16 protein-coding genes are annotated in these 18,391 nt (G+C 37.8%); all 16 read left to right on the top strand.

The genetic code is table 11. The annotated features are described in order from the left end of the window. The first annotated feature begins 181 nt into the window (after positions 1-181). The 16 genes from D0S48_RS05290 (at position 182) to D0S48_RS05215 (ending at position 18,377) form a co-directional block, all read left to right on the top strand. Positions 182-4,495: a PolC-type DNA polymerase III gene (locus D0S48_RS05290; protein WP_370455727.1), complete on the top strand. Its 4,314-nt coding sequence runs from the start codon at positions 182-184 to the stop codon at positions 4,493-4,495. 135 nt (positions 4,496-4,630) lie between these two features. Continuing rightward, a complete protein-coding gene (gene rimP / locus D0S48_RS05285) occupies positions 4,631-5,110 on the top strand; it encodes a ribosome maturation factor RimP (protein ID WP_144538089.1) in 480 nt (159 codons plus the stop codon). A gap of 22 nt (positions 5,111-5,132) precedes the next feature. Beyond that, positions 5,133-6,263 (top strand): transcription termination factor NusA, encoded by a 1,131-nt coding sequence (nusA, locus tag D0S48_RS05280; protein WP_144538090.1) that lies wholly within the window; start codon positions 5,133-5,135, stop codon positions 6,261-6,263. Between the two features lie 20 nt (positions 6,264-6,283). Then, a complete protein-coding gene (gene rnpM, locus D0S48_RS05275; RefSeq protein ID WP_144538091.1) occupies positions 6,284-6,562 on the top strand; it encodes an RNase P modulator RnpM in 279 nt (92 codons plus the stop codon). Continuing rightward, on the top strand, positions 6,559-6,879 hold the full coding sequence (locus D0S48_RS05270) for a YlxQ family RNA-binding protein (RefSeq protein ID WP_144538092.1): 321 nt from the start codon (positions 6,559-6,561) through the stop codon (positions 6,877-6,879). The genes rnpM and D0S48_RS05270 overlap by 4 nt, the downstream gene beginning before the upstream one ends. A gap of 4 nt (positions 6,880-6,883) precedes the next feature. After that, positions 6,884-9,259 carry a translation initiation factor IF-2 gene (gene infB, locus D0S48_RS05265; RefSeq protein WP_144538093.1) on the top strand — a complete coding sequence of 792 codons (2,376 nt, stop codon included), beginning with the start codon at positions 6,884-6,886 and terminating at the stop codon, positions 9,257-9,259. Further along, complete coding sequence (locus tag D0S48_RS05260) at positions 9,259-9,537, top strand: DUF503 domain-containing protein (protein ID WP_144538094.1); 279 nt, start codon at positions 9,259-9,261, stop codon at positions 9,535-9,537. The genes infB and D0S48_RS05260 overlap by 1 nt, the downstream gene beginning before the upstream one ends. A gap of 22 nt (positions 9,538-9,559) precedes the next feature. Continuing rightward, positions 9,560-9,904: a 30S ribosome-binding factor RbfA gene (gene rbfA / locus D0S48_RS05255; RefSeq protein ID WP_144538095.1), complete on the top strand. Its 345-nt coding sequence runs from the start codon at positions 9,560-9,562 to the stop codon at positions 9,902-9,904. A gap of 71 nt (positions 9,905-9,975) precedes the next feature. Then, the gene (gene truB / locus D0S48_RS05250; protein ID WP_144538254.1) at positions 9,976-10,896 is read left to right on the top strand and encodes a tRNA pseudouridine(55) synthase TruB; all 921 of its coding nucleotides are present in this window, start codon (positions 9,976-9,978) and stop codon (positions 10,894-10,896) included. A 1-nt stretch (position 10,897) separates the two neighbouring features. After that, the gene (gene ribF / locus D0S48_RS05245; protein WP_144538096.1) at positions 10,898-11,842 is read left to right on the top strand and encodes a riboflavin biosynthesis protein RibF; all 945 of its coding nucleotides are present in this window, start codon (positions 10,898-10,900) and stop codon (positions 11,840-11,842) included. A 228-nt stretch (positions 11,843-12,070) separates the two neighbouring features. Further along, the gene (rpsO, locus tag D0S48_RS05240; RefSeq protein ID WP_053589935.1) at positions 12,071-12,340 is read left to right on the top strand and encodes a 30S ribosomal protein S15; all 270 of its coding nucleotides are present in this window, start codon (positions 12,071-12,073) and stop codon (positions 12,338-12,340) included. 343 nt (positions 12,341-12,683) lie between these two features. Further along, positions 12,684-14,801 carry a polyribonucleotide nucleotidyltransferase gene (gene pnp, locus D0S48_RS05235; protein ID WP_144538097.1) on the top strand — a complete coding sequence of 706 codons (2,118 nt, stop codon included), beginning with the start codon at positions 12,684-12,686 and terminating at the stop codon, positions 14,799-14,801. Between the two features lie 249 nt (positions 14,802-15,050). Beyond that, positions 15,051-16,280, top strand: coding sequence for a M16 family metallopeptidase (locus tag D0S48_RS05230; protein ID WP_144538098.1), 1,230 nt, complete (start codon positions 15,051-15,053; stop codon positions 16,278-16,280). A 443-nt stretch (positions 16,281-16,723) separates the two neighbouring features. Then, positions 16,724-16,996 (top strand): YlmC/YmxH family sporulation protein, encoded by a 273-nt coding sequence (locus tag D0S48_RS05225; protein WP_144538099.1) that lies wholly within the window; start codon positions 16,724-16,726, stop codon positions 16,994-16,996. Then, positions 16,993-17,790, top strand: coding sequence for an NAD(P)-dependent oxidoreductase (locus D0S48_RS05220; RefSeq protein WP_151110511.1), 798 nt, complete (start codon positions 16,993-16,995; stop codon positions 17,788-17,790). The genes D0S48_RS05225 and D0S48_RS05220 overlap by 4 nt, the downstream gene beginning before the upstream one ends. Then, complete coding sequence (locus tag D0S48_RS05215) at positions 17,790-18,377, top strand: dipicolinate synthase subunit B (protein ID WP_151110509.1); 588 nt, start codon at positions 17,790-17,792, stop codon at positions 18,375-18,377. Before D0S48_RS05220 ends, D0S48_RS05215 begins: the two co-directional genes overlap by 1 nt. Positions 18,378-18,391: the final 14 nt, after the last annotated feature.

Genomic DNA, 18,391 nt, shown 5'->3' with positions numbered 1-18,391 from the left:
TCGCTTTCGGAGGACGCTTTCCGTGGGGTGAGCGATAAGCTATTACCCGTCGCTTATGTGCGCAGTTTTTATGTCTTATTTGTTACTCATCCCACAGAAGTCGCCGCCTAACCCTACAATCATACAGAAAAGAAATTAAATAAATAGAAAATAACTTTTAAAAGAAGGGGGAATAGCTAAGATGCAAGATGGCAAAATGAGAATGCATTTATTGCTGCAACAACTAGAGCTGACTGAAGATGCTTTTGTACAGCATTTTGAGAATGCTTCTATTACCAGATTTACGGTCCATAAAAAGCAAAGACAATGGCATTTTCAAATCAATTTAGCAAACATTCTTCCGATTGAGGTTTATACTAAATTCCAAACAAGACTACAAGAAAAATTTCAGGGTATAGCAACTGTTTATTTAAATATAAAAAGCGAAAATCCAGAAGTCTCTGAACCGCTAGTAAAAGCGTACTGGACAAGTGTCTTAAAAGAAATGAGCGATATGGCTCCTCCGTTAAAAGATTGCTTGCTAGGTCAGGAGCCAGAGTGGAATGGACAGATGATACAGCTTACTTGTGGGCAGGATTTACAGCTCCGTACATTCAAAAAAAAATATATCGAACACATTTCAAATGTGTATGAAAGCTTTGGATTTCCTAAACTCGCAATAGATTTTAAATTGGTTGAGGATACCGAAGCACTAGCAGAAGCCCAAGTTGCCTTCTTAGAACAAAGAAGAATGGAAGAAGAAGAGCTAGGGAAAAAAGCTTTAGTTGATTTACAAAAGAGAGAATCTCAACGTCAGGATAGTGGAGATGCGGGAGAAGATGGACCATTCCAGCTAGGTACCCCTTTGAAAAAAGAAGAGGCGAGCGTGGAAATACGTTCTATTCAGGACGAGGAGCGTAGAGTTACGATTGAAGGCTTTGTTTTTGACGTGGAGGTTAAAGAGCTTAGAAGTGGAAGATCTCTATTAACTGCAAAAGTGACGGATTACACAGATTCAATTCTAGTTAAAATGTTCTCAAGAGACAAAGAAGACGCCGGAATGATGGCACGTCTTAAAAAGGGAATGTGGATAAAAGTAAGAGGCTCCGTGCAAAATGATACATTTGTGCGCGATTTAATCGTAATGGCTCAAGATATGTGTGAGATTAATCCAGTACTAAGATATGATACTTCAAAAGAAAAACGAGTGGAGTTACATATGCATACCCCGATGAGTCAAATGGATGCTGTTTCTTCTGTTTCAGCTCTAGTTTCTCAAGCAGCCAAATGGGGGCACAAAGCAGTAGCGATTACTGATCATGCCAATGTACAATCATTCCCAGAGGCGTATGCAGCTGGTAAGAAGAATGGTATAAAAATTTTATACGGCTTAGAGGCAAATCTAATTCACGATGGAGTGCCAATAGCTTATGACGAACAACATATTGCACTGGAAGATGCTACGTATATTGTCTTTGACGTAGAAACGACAGGGTTATCTGCTACTTATGATAAGATCATTGAGCTTGCAGCAGTAAAAATGCACAACGGTACTATTATTGACAAATTTGAAAGATTTGTTAATCCGCATCATGCTTTGTCCGCAACAACAATTGAGCTAACTGGTATCACGGATGATATGGTTCGTAATGCTCCAGAGATAGAGGATGTTATTAGAGATTTTCATGAATTTATCGGTGACGGGATTATTGTTGCGCATAATGCGTCGTTTGATATGGGCTTCTTGTATGAGGGTTATCGAAAATGCGATATTAACCATTTTGACCATCCAGTTATCGATACATTAGAACTAGCTCGTTTTTTACATCCGGAAATGAAAACACATAAACTAGGTACACTAACGAAAAAATTTAATATCGAATTAACCCAAGCCCATAGAGCGATCTTTGACTGTGAGGCAACAGGTTATCTTTTATTGCATTTATTAAAAGAAGCTGAAGCACAAGACATTCATTATCTTGATGACTTCAATAAGCATATTGGGCAAGGTGATTCCTACAAACGAGCAAGACCATCACACTGTACTATTTTAGCGGTTAACGATGAGGGTCTAAAGAATCTATTTAAATTAGTTTCCCTTTCCCATACAACTACCTTCTATCGCGTGCCACGTATTAAACGTTCGGTGCTTCAAAAGCATAGAGCAGGGTTAATAATTGGCTCTGGTTGTGATCGTGGAGAGGTTTTCGAAGGGCTTATGCAAAAGCCTTTGGAGCAAGTTGAAGAAATTGCCAAGTTCTATGATTATTTAGAGGTACATCCTAAAGAAGTGTACGCTCATTTAATTGAAATGGAACTAGTAAGAGATGAATGGAACTTAGAAGACATTATTCGCAAGCTGATTAAAGTAGGGAAAAAGTTAGGGAAACCAGTTGTTGCTACTGGAAATGTACATTATTTACATGAGACGGATGCAATGTTCCGCAAAATTTTGGTGAATTCTCAAGGGGGAGCAAATCCTTTAAATCGTCATGAGCTACCAAAGGTTCACTTTAGAACTACCAATGAAATGCTAGATTCCTTCTCGTTTTTAGGAGAAGAGCTGGCAAAAGAAATAGTCATTACGAATCCTAACAATATTGCAGATTCGATCGAAGACATTAAGCCAATCAAAGACGATCTTTATACTCCAAAAATTGAAGGAGCAGATGACGAAGTTAGAGAGTTAACCTATACGAAAGCTAGGGAAATTTATGGTGAGGAATTGCCAGAGATAGTTGAGGCACGTATTGAAAAAGAGCTTACGTCTATTATTGGACATGGATTTGCTGTTATTTATTTAATCTCTCACAAACTAGTGAAGAAATCTTTAGATGATGGTTATTTGGTTGGATCCCGTGGATCTGTAGGCTCATCACTTGTCGCAACCTTGATGGAGATAACTGAAGTAAATCCTATGCCTCCTCATTATATTTGTCCTAGCTGTAAACATTCTGTATTTTTCCAAGATGGTTCTGTAGGATCTGGATTTGACCTTCCCAATGCCAACTGTGAAAAATGTGATACTCCTTACGTTAAGGAAGGACAAGATATTCCTTTCGAAACATTCTTAGGGTTTAAAGGAGATAAGGTTCCTGATATTGACTTAAACTTTAGTGGAGAATATCAACCAACAGCACATAACTATACAAAAGAGCTGTTTGGGGAAGAGTATGTATTCCGAGCAGGTACTATAGGAACAGTAGCGGAAAAGACAGCGTATGGATATGTTCGAGGTTATATGAATGATAATAATATATCATTACGTGGAGCAGAAATAGATCGCTTAGTACAAGGATGTACAGGTGTAAAACGTACAACTGGACAGCATCCAGGAGGTATTATTGTTGTACCTGACTATATGGATATATTTGATTTTTCACCAATTCAGTTTCCGGCAGATGCACAGGATTCAGAGTGGAAAACGACGCATTTTGACTTCCATTCCATCCATGATAATCTACTGAAATTAGATATTCTTGGACACGATGATCCGACCGTTATACGGATGCTGCAAGACCTTTCTGGAATTGATCCGAAAACGATACCGACGGATGATCCGGAAGTTATGAAGATCTTTAGTGGACCAGAAACTCTTGGAGTAACAGAAGAACAAATTGATTGTAAAACGGGAACGCTGGGTATTCCGGAGTTCGGTACTCGATTCGTAAGACAAATGCTCGAGGAAACAAAACCATCAACCTTCTCAGAACTTGTTCAAATATCAGGTCTTTCTCATGGGACGGATGTTTGGTTGGGCAATGCACAAGAACTTATACAAGCAGGAACATGTCAGCTTTCAGATGTAATTGGCTGTCGTGATGATATTATGGTTTATCTAATCTATCAAGGCTTAGATCCTTCACTTGCATTTAAAATAATGGAGTCTGTGCGGAAAGGGAAAGGACTAACACCAGAATTTGAAGCAGAAATGAAATCAAAAGGTGTAGCTAACTGGTATATTGAATCATGTAAAAAGATAAAATATATGTTCCCTAAAGCTCATGCTGCTGCCTACGTTTTAATGGCCGTTCGTATTGCATATTTTAAAGTTCACTTCCCAATACTATACTATGCAGCATATTTTACAGTACGAGCATCCGATTTTGATTTAATCTCTATTGTAAATGGCTCACATACAATTCGAGCTAAGTTAGATGAAATTAATGCAAAGGGATTAGAAGCATCTAACAAAGAAAAAAGCTTGGCGACTGTATTAGAGCTTTCTCTGGAAATGTCTGAGCGAGGAATTAGAATGCAAAAGATTGATCTTTATAAATCTAAGGCACATGAATTTACTATTGAAGGGAATACTTTAATACCTCCATTTGATGCCGTTCCAGGCTTAGGTACGAACGTTGCTGTTCAAATAGTAAATGCTAGACAAAATGGAGAGTTCTTATCTAAAGAGGATTTGCAGCAAAGAGGTAAAGTTTCCAAAACGATTATTGAGTATCTGGACTCGATGGGTTGCCTAGAAGGGCTACCTGACGCGAATCAGCTATCTCTGTTTTAGTCACTAATTTGCAAACAAACCTATGGTATGGTAAGATAAAACTACCAATGTTTCATAGTTCTGTGACGAAAGAGTGGGATTTCCCGCTCTTTTCTGTTGTTATATAGAAAATCATGGTTGTGTAGGGAGGCCTTTATGAGTAATATAACTAGTAAAATTGAAGAGCTTGTTTTACCTATTTTGCAAGAGATGACCTTGGAGCTCGTTGATGTTGAATATGTTAAAGAAGGTCGCGATTGGTTTTTACGTGTATATATTGATACACCTTCTGGTGGCATTGATATTGAGCAATGTGCCCAAGTAAGTAATAAGCTAAGTGAAAAATTGGATGAAGAAGATCCTATTAAGGAAAATTATTTTTTAGAAGTTTCCTCGCCTGGGGCAGAGCGTCCTTTAAAGAAAGAAGCTGATTTTATCTCAGCTATAGGGAAATATGTTTTCATTAAAACTTATGAGCAAATTAACGGGGCTAAAGAGTTTGAAGGAACATTACTTTCTTATTCTGCTGAAGAAGGCGCTTTAATAGAAGTTCGCATCAAAACAAGAAGAGTTAAAATTCAAATTGAAAAAGAGAAAATTGCGCTTGCTCGTTTAGCAATCGATTTCTCTGCATAATGTATATTGAGGAGTGACAGCTGTGAGTAGTGAGTTATTAGATGCGTTAACTGCGCTAGAGAAGCAAAAAGGAATTTCAAGAGATGTCTTAATGGAGGCGATTGAGGCTGCATTAGTTACGGCATACAAAAGAAACTTCAATCAAGCTCAAAATGTTCGAGTGGATATCAATTTAGCTAACGGTTCTATGTTAGTTTATTCTAGAAAAGATGTAGTAGAGGAAGTTAGTGATAGCAGACTGGAGATTTCTCTTGAGGATGCACAAGCTATTAACCCACATTATGCTCTTGGAGATGTAGTAGAGGAAGAAGTTACTCCACGTAACTTTGGACGTATTGCAGCACAAACAGCAAAACAAGTGGTGACTCAGCGAGTACGTGAGGCAGAGCGTGGGTTAATATATGAAGAGTATGTTGATCGTGAAGATGATATAGTAAACGGTATTGTTGAACGACTTGATGCTCGCAATATTTATGTAGGTTTAGGGAAAGTGGAAGCTGTTTTACCAGTAAACGAACAAATTCCGACTGAAACTTATCGTCCTCATGACCGTATCAAAGTTTATATTACAAAGGTTGAACGTACAACTCGTGGACCACAAGTGTTTGTTTCTAGAACACATCCAGGATTACTTCGTCGCTTATTTGAGATGGAAGTGCCTGAAATTTTCGAAGGTATTGTAGAGATTAAATCTATCGCTCGTGAAGCTGGAGATCGTTCGAAAATATCTGTATTCGCTCATAACGATGAAATTGATCCAGTTGGTTCATGTGTAGGTGCGAAAGGTGCTCGTGTTCAAACGATTGTCAACGAACTAAGCGGAGAAAAAATTGACATTGTGGAATGGTCAGAAGATCCGGTAGTTTTCGTGGCAAATGCACTTAGTCCTTCGAAAGTTTTAGACGTTCAAGTAAATGAAGAGGAAAAATCCACTACAGTAGTAGTCCCGGATTATCAGCTATCTCTCGCTATTGGTAAAAGAGGTCAAAATGCAAGACTTGCAGCTAAGCTAACAGGTTGGAAAATTGACATTAAAAGTGAGACGGATGCTAGAGAACTAGGAATTTATCCTAACGAGAATTCTCCGCAACTAATTGTAGAAGAATTAGAAAACGATATGGATGATTTTGATTTTTACAAAGACGAAGAGTAAGAATAGGAGGCTGATTTAGTATGGCCACTCAAAAAAAAATCCCATTACGAAAATGTGTTGCTACTGGAGACATGTTTCCTAAAAAAGAAATGATTCGAGTAGTTCGTTCGAAAGAAGGCGAGGTTAGCGTGGATCCGACTGGAAAGAAATCTGGTCGCGGCGCGTATGTCTCTAAAACTGTAGAAGCAGTTAACCAAGCAAAGAAGAAGAATTCTTTAGGAAATCATTTAGAAGCAAGCATACCAAATGAAATCTATGACGAGTTAATAGTCATGATCGAAAGAGAAAAATTGAAATGAATTTAGAACAACAAATTACTCAATTATTAGGACTTGCAACTAGAGCTAGAAAAACTATATCTGGTGAAGAGTTAGTCGTAAAAGAAATTAGAAGTAAAAAAGCAAAGTTAGTTATATTAGCTAATGATGCTTCACAAAATACGGCAAAAAAATTGAATGATAAATGTGCATCTTTTAACGTTGAGCTGCATGTCTTTGGAGACCGGCACGATCTCGGACATGCGACGGGAAAAGAGGCCAGGGTGGCAATAGCCATTATGGATGACGGTTTCGCTAAAAAACTGTCCGGCCTTCTCAACGAATATAACCGGGGGTGAGCTAATGACTAAAATCAGAGTTCATGAATACGCGAAACAAATTAATAAATCAAGTAAAGAAGTTATTGAGCAACTAGGAAAAATGAATATTACAGTTACGAATCATATGTCTACGCTTGAAGGGGATGCTGTAAGTAAATTAGACGGCGTTTATAAAAAAGGTGGCGCTGGAAATAATTCAGCTTCACAACAGACTAAACCTTCTAATCAAGGGCAACAAAGACCAAGTAACCAGAACCAATCTAGACCGTCTTCACAAGGACAACAGAGACCAAACAACCAGAACCAATCTAGACCGTCTTCACAAGGGCAACAAAGACCAAATAACCAAAATCAATCTAGGCCATCTTCAGGGGGACAATCACGTCCTTCAACCAATGGTCAATCACAACAAAGACCTGCAAATACGTCGAATAATCAAGGATCTAATTCTCAAGGTTCAAATAATCAACCAAAAGAGAAAAAAGTCTTTAATAATAATAACCGACCTGGAGGACAAAATCGTCCGGGTGGTCAAAATAGACCAGGGGGACAAAATCGTCCAGGCCAACGTCCAAACAAGCGTAGAAAAGGACCGACAACTCCTGTTCAACCACCAGTGCCAAGAAAAGAAAGAGAACTTCCAGAAAGAATTACTTTTACGGAATCTCTTACTGTAACAGAACTTGCGAAAAAATTAGGTCGTGAACCTGCAGAAATTATTAAAAAATTGTTCTTACTTGGTGTAATGGCAACAATTAACCAAGAGCTTGATAAGGATGCAATTGAACTTATTTGTGCAGACTACGGTGTAGAAGTGGAAGAAGAAATCAAAATCGATATTACTGATTTAGAAGTTCATTTCGAAGCTCCTGTGGAAGAAGATTCTACACACACAGTAGAGCGTCCACCAGTAGTAACAATCATGGGACACGTTGACCATGGTAAAACTACTCTGTTAGACTCTATCAGACACACTAAGGTGACAGCTGGAGAAGCGGGTGGTATCACTCAGCATATTGGTGCATACCAAGTAGTGGATAACGGTAAAAAGATTACTTTCTTAGATACTCCAGGGCATGCTGCGTTTACAACGATGCGAGCGCGCGGAGCAAAAGTAACTGATTTGACCATTTTAGTAGTTGCAGCAGATGATGGAGTAATGCCTCAAACGGTTGAAGCTATTAACCATGCGAAAGCTGCAGAAGTTCCAATCATCGTAGCAGTTAACAAAATGGATAAACCAGGAGCAAATCCTGATCGTGTAATGCAAGAACTTACAGAGCATGGTTTAGTGCCAGAAGCTTGGGGTGGAGAAACAATTTTCGTACCAATCTCTGCATTAAAAGGCGATGGTATTGATAACCTGCTTGAAATGGTTCTACTTGTTTCAGAGGTTGCTGAGCTAAAAGCTAACCCTAAACGTCTTGCTTTAGGAACAGTAATTGAAGCACAGTTAGACAAAGGTAGAGGTTCTGTTGCTACGTTATTAGTTCAAGATGGAACTTTAAAAGTTGGAGATCCAATCGTAGTAGGTCATGCATTCGGCCGTGTCCGTGCAATGGTTAATGACCTTGGCCGACGTGTGAAAGAAGCTGGTCCTTCAACTCCGGTTGAAATTACTGGATTAAACGAAGTTCCACAAGCAGGAGATCGTTTCGTTGTATTTGAAGACGAGAAAACTGCTCGTCAAGTTGGTGAAACACGTGCATCTCAAGCACAAGTGAGCCAACGTTCTGAAAAAGCACGTGTTACTTTAGACAACTTGTTTGATCAAATGAAACAAGGGGAAATGAAAGAACTAAACCTAATTGTGAAAGCAGACGTTCAAGGTACTGTAGAAGCAATGGCTGCTTCATTGATGAAAATTGAAGTTGAAGGTGTAAATGTTCGAATTATCCATACTGGAGCTGGAGCAATCACTGAGTCAGATATTAGCCTTGCAGCTGCTTCCAATGCAATTGTAATTGGATTTAACGTACGTCCTGATACAAATGCGAAACGTGCCGCTGAACAAGAGGGCGTAGATATTCGACTTCACCGTATTATTTATAAAGTAATTGAGGAAATCGAAGCAGCTATGACTGGACTACTTGATCCAGAATTCCAAGAGAAAATCATTGGTCAAGCTGAGGTTCGTGAAACATTCAAAGTATCTAAAGTGGGAACTATTGCTGGTTCGTATGTAATCGATGGCAAAATCACTCGTGATAGTGGTGTTCGCGTAATCCGTGATGGAATTGTTATTTTCGAAGGTGAGCTAGATACCCTTAAACGCTTCAAAGATGATGCTAAAGAAGTTGCTAAAGGTTATGAATGTGGTATAACGATTAAAAACTTCAATGATGTCAAAGAAAGCGATATAATCGAAGCTTACATTATGGAAGAAATTAAACGATAATGATTGTGTATGCAGAGTGTGAATTTCTCATCCCTACTGCACATTCATTGAAAGAAAAAAGAGCAGTATTACAGCGTATGCTCACTAGAACAAAACAAAAATTCAATGTTTCAATATCTGAGTTAGATCACCAAGACGTTTGGCAGCGTACTAAAATCGGAATAGTTGCCATTGCCTCTGACAAGCGAGCAGTGGAACGCGAGTTAACACTTGCCATTCGTTTTTTGGAATCTAACCCAGAATGGGAATGTATTGATATCAACAAAGAATATTTATGATAGAAGATGAGGTGTAGCAATTATGTCAATGCGTGCTAACCGAGTTGCCGAGCAAATGAAAAAAGAGTTAGGCGAAATCATAGGACGAAAATTAAAAGATCCTCGTATCGGTTTTGTCACAGTAACCGATGTAGCAGTTACAGGCGACTTACAACAAGCTACGATTTATATTACAGTGTTAAATGGTAACCGTAACGATACATTAAAGGCTTTAGAAAAAGCAAAAGGCTTTATCCGTTCAGAAATTGGGCAGCGTATCCGTTTACGAGTTACTCCTGAGTTATTGTTTGAATATGATGAATCTGCTGCTTATGGCAATCATATTGACGATTTACTAAGACAGATTAACAAATCTTCTGAGGAATAAAACACAAAAAAGAAGTCTGCTTATCCAATGAGCAGACTTCTTTCTTGTATTTTGAATATGGGGTGAATAATATGTACGAAGGCATACTTCCTCTATGGAAGGAAAAAGGGATGACCTCACATGATTGTGTCTTTAAATTACGGAAAATCTTGAAGATGAAACGAATAGGTCATACTGGAACACTAGATCCAAGTGTTGAAGGTGTGTTACCAATTTGTCTTGGTCAGGCAACTAAGGTATCTGAATATGTAATGAATGAGGGAAAAACTTACGTGGCTACTGTTGCTATTGGAATTTCAACTACAACAGAGGATGCTGATGGAGATATAGTTTTAGAGGATAACTCGGAAAAGAAATTTTCTCGTGAGCAAATATTAAATGTACTGCAGCAACTTACGGGAGTCATTACACAAACACCTCCGATGTATTCTGCAGTTAAAGTAAATGGGAAAAAATTATACGAGTATGCAAGGGAAGGGAAAGAAGTAGATCGTCCCAGCAGACAAGTAACTATTAATGATTTAAAATTACTTGATGATGATTCCGTATTTTCTGGCCAACAAGTGTTATTCTCTATTGAGATTAACTGTAGTAAAGGCACCTACATCCGTACACTTGCCGTTCAAATAGGCGAGCTACTTGGATATCCGGCCCATATGTCATCGCTAGTGCGCACTGCTTCTGGAAATTTTACAAAATTGCAGTGTCTAACTCTTTCAGAAGTACAACAATCTTTGGAAAATGATGCTCTGGAACAAAGTATTTTACCGTTTAAACACGCATTATCCAAATGGCCATTCGAGGAACTAGATAATTCATTGAAAAAATGGATTACAAATGGCTCTGTATTGGAAATACATCCACTGCTGAATACAAATGACAAAATGGTCTTCACAGACAATGGGGAGCCAATTGCGGTATATATTAAACATCCAACAAAAAGTGGTATGATGAAACCAGAGAAAATGTTTTCATCAGATAAAGGAGAATAATATGAACGTATATCACTTATCTTATCCCAATCATTTATATAATGTTACTAACAATGAAGCTTATTCCCTAGCAATAGGATTTTTTGATGGTGTCCACACCGGACACCGTGCAGTTATCCAAGAGGCTTTAAATAAAGGTAAAGAAAAGAGTATCAAGACAGCTGTTATGACGTTTGATCCTCATCCTTCTCTTGTTCTAGGTGGGAGAAAAGAGCAAGTATTCTATATTACACCTTTGGAACAGAAAATCGAGATACTGGAACAAATGAATGTAGATGCTTTATTTGTCGTAAGGTTTACTTCAGACTTTGCGAAGCTCTCGCCTGCTCAATTTATTGACTCATTTATTAAGCATGCAAATGTTAAACATGTGACTGCAGGGTTCGATTTTACGTTTGGATCTTTTGGTAAAGGTACGATGCAGGATATGGAGGAGCTTTCTAACGGAGAATATTCCGTTTCTATAGTTGGCAAGCAAGAGCTTGCTGGCGATAAAATAAGTTCTACTAGAATACGTGAGGCACTAAAAGAGGGCAAAGTGGAAGTGGCAAAAGAGCTTTTAGGTCGTCCTTTTATGCTATCTGGTGTAGTTGTCCATGGTGATAAACGAGGTAGAACAATAGATTTTCCTACTGCTAATATCCAACCAAAGGAAGGACAATTTACTCCGGCTATTGGTGTCTATGCAGTGAAGATACAGGTCCAGGAAATTTGGTATGAGGGAGTATGTAACGTTGGGTATAAGCCAACATTTAATAACCCGGAAGAAAAGAAATTATCGATTGAAGTACATATTATAAATTTCGACCAATCTATTTATGGAGAAGAAGTATCCGTGCATTGGTACAAGCGTATACGTGCCGAACAAAAGTTCAATGGGATTGACGAGCTTAAAAAACAAATCGGGAAAGACAAAAATTACGCTATGGAATACTTTAAAATGTAAGCTTTTTATAATTTCTAATATCCAGAAGATAAATTTTTATGGTTATTAACCCTCTCGTTATTATTTTAAAGTAACAAATGGAATACCTTTCATAAAAGTTGCTTCGTATAAGAGATTATGCTATTCTTTATAAGTACAAAAATGTACTTAACCTTTCCTTGGCTTTCTCGATTCTCCAACGGCTGCTCAGGAACAGGGGATATTAAGATTTTTAGGAGGAAACCTATAATGGCAATTACACAAGAACGCAAAAACGAACTAATCGCTGAGTTCAGAACTCATGAAAGCGATACAGGATCTGCAGATATCCAAATCGCAATCCTTACTGAAGAGATTAACTCTTTAAACGAACATTTACGTACACATAAGAAAGATCATCACTCACGTCGTGGTCTATTCAAAATGGTTGGACGTCGTCGTAACTTATTAAAATACTTACGTGAAAACGAAGTACAACGCTACCGTGAACTAATCGCAAAACTTGGTTTACGTCGATAAGATACACCTAGGAAAGCGGGATTTATCCCGCTTTTTCTATTGGTATAAAATTTATTTCTAAGGGAAATTGTTATATATTAGTATTAGCGAGTAATTTTTGTTTTTTTTAGTAAAATATTTCGCATAGTTTCGATATTTTTGATACACTACTTATGATACATATAACCATTAGAACGTCCTTTTTTAAAGGCCGTGTTATATTTCAATTTGTACAGAAATAGCAGATAGTGAGCAAAAGAGCTTACATATACCTTTGGATATGAAAGATTTTGCGAAAATCATAGTAGAAAATAATCATCGCCTTATTTAAGGAGTTTTTTGAAGTCGAGAGGAGTCCAGAGCAATGAGTGAAAAGAAAGTATTTACACACGAATGGGCAGGCCGTCCATTGCAAGTAGAAATTGGACAACTTGCAAAACAAGCTAATGGAGCAGTATTAGTAAGATACGGAGATACTAGTGTATTATCTGTAGCTACTGCTTCTAAACAACCAAAAAATCTTGATTTCTTTCCATTAACAGTGAATTATGAAGAGAAGTTATATGCGGTTGGTAAAATTCCTGGTGGATTTATTAAACGTGAAGGACGCCCTTCAGAACGAGCTATTTTAACAAGTCGCTTAATCGACCGTCCAATTCGTCCATTGTTCCCAGATGGTTTCCGTAATGAAGTTCAAGTAATTTCTATTGTTATGTCAGTAGACCAAAACTGTTCCTCTGAAATGGCAGCGATGCTTGGCTCTTCCTTAGCACTAAGTGTATCGGATATTCCATTTGATGGACCGATCGCAGGTGTACAAGTTGGCTTAATTGGGGACGAGTTTATCATTAACCCAACAGTTGAGCAAATGGAAAAAAGCATGTTAGATCTAACTGTAGCTGGGACAAAAGATGCGATTAACATGGTAGAGGCAGGAGCTAAAGAAGTTTCTGAGGAAGTCGTTCTAGAAGCAATTATGTTCGGACACAGTGAAATCGTTAAGCTAATTGAATTCCAAGAAAAAGTGGTTGCAGAAATCGGGAAAGAGAAAAAAGAAATTCCTTTATTTGAATTAGATAAGGAGCTTTTTACGGAAGTAAAAGGGCTTTGCGAAGCTAAGCTAGTTCAAGCTATTCAAGTACAAGAGAAACATGCCCGTGAAGATGCTATATCTGAAGTGAAAACTGAAGTATTAGAACAATATACTGAAAAAGAAGCAACCGATGAAACTTTGAAGCAAGTGCGTGAAATTTTAGATGCTATGGTCAAAGAAGAAGTTCGTCGTTTGATCACAGAAGAAAAAGTACGTCCAGATGGTCGTGGCGTAGCTGAAATTCGTCCATTGTCTTCTGAAGTTGGTGTTTTACCTCGTACACATGGTTCTGGTCTATTTACGCGTGGACAAACTCAAGCTTTGAGTATTTGTACATTAGGGCCACTAGGTGATGTTCAAATTATTGATGGTATCGGCTTAGAGGAATCTAAACGTTTTATGCATCATTATAACTTCCCTCAATTTAGTGTAGGGGAAACGGGCCCAATTCGTGCTCCTGGTCGTCGTGAAATCGGTCACGGTGCTTTAGGTGAACGTGCATTAGAAGCAGTTATTCCAGATGAGAATGATTTCCCGTATACTCTACGTTTAGTTGCTGAAGTACTGGAATCTAATGGTTCTACTTCGCAAGCAAGTATTTGTGCTTCTACACTTGCTATGATGGATGCAGGCGTTCCACTTAAAGCTCCAGTTGCTGGTATTGCTATGGGACTTGTAAAAAAAGGTGAACATTATACAATCCTAACAGACATTCAAGGAATGGAAGACCATCTTGGAGATATGGACTTTAAAGTAGCTGGTACTTCTAAAGGTATAACAGCACTTCAAATGGACATTAAAATCGATGGATTGTCTAAAACGATTTTAGAGGAAGCTCTTGAGCAAGCTAAAATTGGACGTATGCAGATTCTTGAAAGTATGCTTGCTACTATTAGTGAGCCACGTGGAAAATTATCTAAATACGCACCAAAAATTACTGTTATCAAAATCAATCCTGATAAAATTCGTGATGTTATCGGACCTGGTGGTAAGCAAATCAACAAAATCATTGATGAAACTGGCGTAAAAATTGATACTGAGCAAGATGGTACAATTTATATCGCTTCACCAGATGAAGAGATGATTGCTCGTGCAAAACAAATCATAGAAGACATTGTTCGCGTAGCTAAGGTTGGCGAATATTACCTAGGAAAAGTAAAACGTATTGAAAAATTCGGTGCTTTCGTAGAAATCTTTAATGGAAAAGATGGTTTGCTTCATATATCAGAAATCCAAGAAGAACGTACGAAAAACGTGGAAGACGTTCTTAAAATTGGGGACGAGTTATTAGTGAAAGTGATCGAAATTGACAATCAAGGCCGTGTTAACTTATCTCGTAAAGTAGTATTAAAAGAAGAAAAAGAACGTGCTGAACAAAAAGAAAATTAATTAATAAAATATAATTACGTACAAGGTTGACCGTAGATCCAATCTACGGCAACTTTTTTTAAATAGTAAGAAAAGCGCAGGCACCTATGTTTGCCCCGACAAGCAAATGGGGAAAGTGAGGAGGCAGTTCCCCAGCCACCGGAGCTTTTTCCATTTGACCTCGAGGGGCAAGGTGCTGGAGCTAGACATTGACAAGAAACAAAAAAGTATATGCATAAGTCGAAGAATAGATTAGATAGAGGTGTTATATTGATTAAGAAAACAACTTGTAAAAACGGATTACGTATTGTGTATGAACATATCCCACATGTGCGCTCAGTTGCAGTAGGGATTTGGGTGCAGGCAGGATCTCGCTATGAGCTGCCAGAGGAAAACGGGTTGACTCATTTCATCGAGCATATGTTATTTAAAGGAACTGCTACTCGTTCCGCAAGACAGATTGCTGAAGAATTTGATCGTATTGGTGGAAATATTAATGCCTTTACTTCCAAAGAAAATACTTGTTATTACGCGAAAGTACTAGATCACCATGCAAAATATGCTGTAGAAATTCTTGCAGATATGTTCTTTAACTCCACATTTGACCCAATTGAAATAGATAAAGAACGCCAAGTAGTACTTGAGGAAATCAAAATGGTAGAGGATACGCCGGATGATATTGTCCATGAATATTTATGGCAGGCTATGCTTCCTAATGATCCATTAGGTGCACCTATACTAGGAACGGAAGAAACATTAAATACATTTACTAGAGAATCCATTATTTCTTATATGGAAAAACACTACACGCCAAAAAATGTAGTGATTTCTGTAGCTGGTAATATTTCAGAGGATTTATTGAATCATATTGAAGCGTTATTTGGCGACTTTAAACAACCGTTAACAGAAGTGACACAGTTCAGTACACCTACTATAAAACCTGTATATACAGAAAGTCATAAGGACACAGAACAAGCTCACTTATGTCTAGCATATCCAGGACTTAGTGTGAAGGCTGATAACATATACAGTCTGGTTGTGTTGAATAACATACTTGGAGGTAGTATGTCCTCAAGACTATTCCAAGAAATTCGAGAAGAAAAAGGGCTTGCCTATTCCATTTATTCCTATCATTCGTCTTACGAGGACACAGGAGTAGTAGCTATATATGGTGGAACATCTTGCAATCAATTAGAAGAATTAAAGAGTTCAATCAATGAAACAATTCAAACTGTCATGGAGCAAGGTTTTACCGAAACAGAAATTTCGAATGCTAAAGAGCAACTTAAAGGAAACCTGCTATTAGGGTTGGAAAGCTCTAATTCTAGAATGAACCGTAACGGTAAAAACGAATTGTTATATGGCAAGCATCGTTCCCTAGATGAAGTAAGTGACACAATCGATGAAGTTACTCTTGAATCGGTAATGGAACTAACAAAAGAAATATTCTCTCATGAACCAGCGGTATCGGTAATCATGCCTAAAGACGTCGAGTGCTAATCGGCGTCTTTTTTTCGTTCTTAAAAAAGCATATACTTTTTTCAAGTGATTAAGGGAATGATATAGGAGCTTTGTTGACTCAAAAGACTAAAAGAAAGCTAGGTCAAATACATACATTTTTTCGATTACGTCATCAAATATCTTCTGAAAGTTACAAAGCTTGCTTAGAATAGTTTGAGATGCTCCCGTAACCTTTATATTCTTTGTAATATTTACCTATACCACTTTTTCACACACGGAAAGCGACCACCTAAAGTAAAAATTAGCAAATTATAATTCATGCTTTTCACCTATGTTTATAGGATGTATATATAGGACTACATAATTTAAATGAATCCTATGGGAAGGTTATATGCAACAGCGTTTTATTTTAATGGGATTTTAATTCACTTTGTTTTGAAAATGGCATATACATAAGTAGAGATGAACAAGGAGGGGACAGATTGTTACTTTCAGAACTTGCAGAAAAAGAGCTTATTCAAGTGAAAGATGGTACCAGATATGGGAGGCTTGCAGATACTGAATTACTTTTTAATCCACAAACCGGTAAGATACAAGGTTTTGAATTATTTCAAAAATCTTCGTCTTTCTTTCAATCCAATAAAACACCTAGAAAAAAAGAGTTTATATCGTGGGAAGAAATTATTCTCATTGGAAAAGATCGTATCCTGTTTAACGAAACAGACTCATCTATCGAAACCAGTGTATACCCATGAATAAAAAAATTGCGATAATTGGAACTGACCCACGCTTGAACTACTTGCAGCAATCTGTATCAGATTATTTAGACACCCAGCTCTACCCAACGATGACATGGGATAAAGAACTAAGGGAAACCGTCTTTTCATATGAACCAGATATAGTTTTTTTGCCAATCCAACCGATTCATACTGAAGGCGCTTTTGAATTGCCTACAAGCTGTCAAACTGTTTTTATAGGGAAATCTACTGAAAGCATAGAGAAGGCAGTAAAAAAGGATAATATACAGAGCTTTTATTATCTAGAAGATGAAGAATGGATATGGGACAATGCAAATTTGACTGCTGAGGGATTCATTAATTACTTCTACTCGCAAGAGAAACAAGTAATCTATAACAAAGAATTCATAATTACAGGTTATGGCCGGGTAGGTAAAAGGCTAGCTTTAGCACTACACCATCTTGGAGCGAAGGTTATTATCTCAGTTCGATCCGAACATCAGCTCTATGAAGCGAAAAGCTATGGTTATAAAATATCTACATTAGATAACTTATTTGAAGAACAGAAGAGACCTTCAGTTTACATGATAAATACCATTCCGTCCAAATGGCTAAAAAATGAAAATGCTGTTTATTTTAAAAGAGTTTTTGACCTTGCATCAAACCCAGGGTGTCTCATAGATGTAGAAAACACCCCTCTTAATTATAGTCTCTCTACAAGCTTACCAGGCATGTATTTTCCACAAGATGCAGGGCAATTACTTGCCAGAGCTGTTTTAAAGCATCTGGCTTTCTTAGAGGAGGAAAAATAGTGTTAGAAGGTCTTCGAATTGGTCTTGGAATTACCGCTTCTCACTGTACTTATGAGGAAGTAATTCCAATGATCAAGCAATTTACGGATGTTGGTGCCACTGTAGTACCCATCATCACGTATTCTGTTTTAACAGCAGCCACTCGATTCGGTACTGGAGAAGAGTGGGTAGAAAAAATAGAAGCTGCAAGTGGCAATAAAGTAGTTTCAAAAATAGTGGAGGCAGAGCCTTTTGGACCTACTAATCCCCTAGACTGTATGGTGATAGCACCAATGACGGGTAATTCAATAAGTAAGCTAGCTAATGCGCAAACGGACTCTCCAGTATTAATGGCTGCTAAGGCTACGCTGCGTAACGGTAAACCTGTCGTTCTAGGAATATCAACTAATGATGCTCTTGGTCTTAATGGCATGAATATTATGAAGCTACTCTCTACTAAAAATATTTACTTTATCCCCTTTGGTCAAGACAGTCCTCACAAAAAACCTAATTCCTTAATAGCTGATTTTAAACAGATTGTGCCCACGGTTGAACATGCAATTGCCTCCAAACAAATACAGCCTTTACTCATAAATTATGAATTATAAATATTAATAATAGT

The organism is Psychrobacillus sp. AK 1817, assembly GCF_008807035.1.
In the GTDB taxonomy this organism is placed as follows: domain Bacteria; phylum Bacillota; class Bacilli; order Bacillales_A; family Planococcaceae; genus Psychrobacillus; species Psychrobacillus faecigallinarum.
The sequence above is the reverse complement of the archived record's forward strand: the minus strand, read 5'-3'. Positions and strand labels throughout refer to the sequence as shown.